Annotated in this window: 3 protein-coding genes; all 3 read left to right on the top strand. The window is 62.0% G+C overall.

Going from position 1 to position 3,490, the window contains the following annotated elements; all coding sequences use genetic code 11:
• Positions 1-304 precede the first annotated feature (304 nt).
• From ACIQ2A_RS25695 to ACIQ2A_RS25685, 3 genes are read left to right on the top strand one after another with little or no spacing between them, the layout of a single operon-like run.
• Positions 305-1,156, top strand: coding sequence for a branched-chain amino acid ABC transporter permease (locus ACIQ2A_RS25695; RefSeq protein WP_398484870.1), 852 nt, complete (start codon positions 305-307; stop codon positions 1,154-1,156).
• The gene (locus ACIQ2A_RS25690; RefSeq protein WP_398484868.1) at positions 1,153-2,130 is read left to right on the top strand and encodes a branched-chain amino acid ABC transporter permease; all 978 of its coding nucleotides are present in this window, start codon (positions 1,153-1,155) and stop codon (positions 2,128-2,130) included. The genes ACIQ2A_RS25695 and ACIQ2A_RS25690 overlap by 4 nt, the downstream gene beginning before the upstream one ends.
• A 44-nt stretch (positions 2,131-2,174) precedes the next feature.
• Positions 2,175-3,434, top strand: a complete 1,260-nt coding sequence (locus ACIQ2A_RS25685) for an ABC transporter substrate-binding protein (protein ID WP_398484866.1) — start codon at positions 2,175-2,177, stop codon at positions 3,432-3,434.
• The last annotated feature ends 56 nt before the right edge of the window (positions 3,435-3,490 follow it).

Raw genomic sequence — 3,490 nt, 5'->3', positions numbered from 1 at the left:
CCTACATCATGGGCGCGCCGCATCGCCTGAAGCATTTCCGCCGCATCTTCGAGACCATCGCGAAGAAGCCGGACGTGGCCTTCGTGACCGGCGAGCAGATTCACGATTGGTATCTCGACGTCGGGCCGGAAGCGCCGGCGAGTTGAAACAAGATGGGAAGTCCGTCATTGCGAGGAGCGAAGCGACGAAGCAATCCAGCAAGCCAAAAGCAAGGGCTGGATTGCTTCGTCGCGAGGGCTCCTCGCGATGACGACGGAGATGTTCCGATGTCGGCAAATCTAGGACGCAAGCAAAGTCACAAGGCATGAGTCTCTTTCAAATCCTCAACGGCCTGACTTTCGCAGCGCTGCTGTTCGTGGTGGCGAGCGGCTTCACGCTGATCTTCGGTCTCTTGCGCATCGTCAATCTTGCGCACGGCGCGCTGTATCTGTTCGGCGGCTATATCGGCTACAGCATTGCGGTGAAGACAGGCAGTTTCGTGCTCGGCGGCGTCGGCGCCATGGCGGCGATTGCTGCCATCGGCTTCGTGCTCGATCAGGGCCTGCTGCGCTTCGTGCGCGGCAACGAACTGCGGCAGGTATTGCTCACCCTCGGCGTCGCCTTCTTTCTGAATGACCTTGCGCTGGTGATCTGGGGCGGCGACAGCTTTACGGTCCCGATCCCGGAAGTGCTGCGCGGCGGCATGCGCGTGTTCGGCACCTTCTATCCGAAATATCGCCTGTTCGTGCTGGTGATGGGCATCCTCGTCTTCATCGGCCTGTGGGTGCTGCTCAACCACACACGGTTGGGCGCGCTGATCCGCGCCGGTGTCGATGATGCCGAGATGGTGGAAGCCTCCGGCGTCAATATCCGCCGCGTCTTCCTGTTCACCTTCCTGTTCGGCTCGGCCCTGGCCGGTCTCGGTGGCCTGATGGGCGGCGCGTTCCTGTCGCTCTATCCATCGGCCGACGCTGAAATCCTGACCTTCAGCCTCGCGGTGGTGATCATCGGCGGGCGCGGCAGCCTGGTTGGCGTCGCCGTCGGTAGCCTGCTGGTCGGCCTCCTGAATACGCTGGGGCAGGTGATGTTTCCCGAACTCGCTTACTTCGTGATTTTTGGCCCGATGGCGGTGCTGCTGGCATTCCGTCCGCTCGGTCTGTTCGGACGTGCCACATGACACAGCCTGCATCGCCATCCCGTATCGCAGGCATGACCGGGCGCGGCCTCGTCATCGCCGCGGCTGTCGTCATTGTTGCCGCGCTGCTGCCGCTCGGGCTGTCGAGCTATCAGGTCGGGCTCGCCACCGAGATCCTGATTTTCGGCATTCTCGCGATGTCCATCGACATTCTCGCAGGCTTCGCCGGACGCACCTCGCTCGGCCATGGCGCCATCTTCGGCGTCTCCACCTATGTGGTGGTCTATTTCACCGGCCAGGCCGAGATGTCGCCGTGGATTGCTCTGCTGCTCGGCGTTGCCGCTGCCACTGTCGTCGCGTCAGTGTTTGCGCTACTCGCGGTGCGGACCTCCGGCGTCTATTTCCTGCTGTTGACCCTCGCACTCGGCATGATCATCTGGGGCGTCTGTCTGCGCTGGACAAATGTGACCGGTGGCGAGAATGGCATGCGTGGCGATGTGCGTCCCGCCATTCTGGTCGGGCAGAGCGCATTCTATTGGGCCGTGCTCGCCTGTGCCGCCGTCGTGTCCTACGCCATGTGGCGGTTCGTCCGCTCGCCCTTCGGCCTGACCCTGCGCGGCATCCGCGACAGCGAAAGCCGCATGCGCAGCCTCGGCTACAACGTGCCGCTGCATCTCTTCATCGGCTTCACGGTGTCCGGCGTCTTCGCCGGCATCGCCGGTGCGCTCTATGCGATGTTCAACAACTTCGTCAGCCCCTCCACGGTCGCCCTCGCGCAATCCGTCGAAGGCGTGCTGATGATGATCGCCGGCGGTGTCGGCACGTTGTTCGGCGCCTTTGTCGGCGCCGCAGCCATCATCGTTCTGGAAAACATCGTCAGCTCCTACACCGAACGCTGGCTGATGGTGCTCGGCATCACCTTTGTCCTGATCATGATCTTCGCCCCCGAGGGCATCATCGGAAAGCTGCGCGCGATCATGTCGCGCAAGACCACGGGTTCTAGAAAGTCTCCCTAATCGCGCTTGTGTTTCAAACGGATTTTCCACGAAAGGGCTTCGAGATGGATCGCAGACAGTTTCTCAAGACTTCGACCGCCGCGGTTGCCGCAGCGGGTGTGGGCGCAGCGCCGTGGCGCGCCGCGCAGGCACAAGCGACGCCGATCAAGATCGGTCTGCTCGCGCCACTGACCGGCGTCGTTGCCTCCGGCGGCAAGGAAATGGTCGAGGGCGTGCAGTTCTATCTCGAGCAGGTGAAGAACGAGATGGGCGGCCGCAAGGTCGAACTGGTGATCGAGGACGACGCGTCGAATCCGGACACCGCGCTGCAGAAGGCCCGCCGCCTGGTGGAGCAGGGCAATTGCCACATGCTGATCGGCAATCTGCTCGCCAATACCGGCCTTGCCGTCGCCAATTATGTGAAGGGCACTGGCACGCCTTACTTCATCCCGATCATCGCCGCCGACGATCTCACCCAGCGGGCGCGCATCAAGAACGTGATCCGCGTCGCCGGCTACACGGCCTCGGCCTTCACCCATCCGTTCGGCGACTGGTGCCTGAAGCAGGGCTACAAGCGCATTGCCACCATCAGCCAGGATTATACGTTCGGCCATGAACAATGCGGCGGCTTGGCCCAGGTGTTCACCGAAGGCGGCGGCACCATCGTGCAGCAGTTCTGGCATCCGCTGAACACCGCGGATTTCAGCCCCTATCTCGGCCAGCTCGCCGATCTCAAGGTCGATGCCATCTTCGCCATGGAGACCGGCGCCGACTCGACCCGTCTCATCCAGCAATATGCGTCCTTCGGCCTGAAGGAGAAGACGCCGCTGCTGATGGCCATGAACGGCACCGACCAGTCGGTGATCCGCACCATGGGCCCGGAATGCGAAGGCATCGTTGCGGCCGCGCATTTCGCCGAAGGTTCGGATGTGCCGACCACGGCGAAGTTCGAGAAGGACTATGAGGCCAAATACGGCAAGATCCCGTCGCTCTACGGTTTCTCCATGTATTCCGGCATGATGTGGATCGATGCGGCGCTGAAGAAGATCGGCGGCAAGGTGGAGGATCGCGAGACCTTCATCGATACGGTGCTGAAGACGGAGCTGGACAACTCACCGCTTGGCAAGGTCGTCAAGTTCGATGACTACGGCAACCCGATCTACGACGTCTATATCCGCAAGGTCGTCAAGCGCGCCGATGGCAAGTTCTGGAACGTGCCGATCGAGACCTATCCGAATGTCTCGCAGTTCTGGAAATACGATCCCGCGACTTACCTGAAGCAGCCGCCGTATAGCCGGACCTTCCAGGGCATCAAGAAGACCTGATCTTTCTTACCTCTCCCCTCCGGGGAGAGGTCGCCGCATCTTCGCGGCGGGAGAGG

This window comes from Tardiphaga sp., assembly GCF_044336785.1.
In the GTDB taxonomy this organism is placed as follows: Bacteria; Pseudomonadota; Alphaproteobacteria; order Rhizobiales; family Xanthobacteraceae; genus Tardiphaga.
The sequence above is the reverse complement of the archived record's forward strand: the minus strand, read 5'-3'. Positions and strand labels throughout refer to the sequence as shown.

Excerpts from the sequence above, each read along its gene's own strand:
- ACIQ2A_RS25695 (WP_398484870.1), top strand. The coding sequence starts at position 305 with ATGAGTCTCTTTCAAATCCTCAACGGCCTGACTTTCGCAGCGCTGCTG.
- ACIQ2A_RS25690 (WP_398484868.1), top strand. The coding sequence starts at position 1,153 with ATGACACAGCCTGCATCGCCATCCCGTATCGCAGGCATGACCGGGCGC.
- ACIQ2A_RS25685 (WP_398484866.1), top strand. The coding sequence starts at position 2,175 with ATGGATCGCAGACAGTTTCTCAAGACTTCGACCGCCGCGGTTGCCGCA.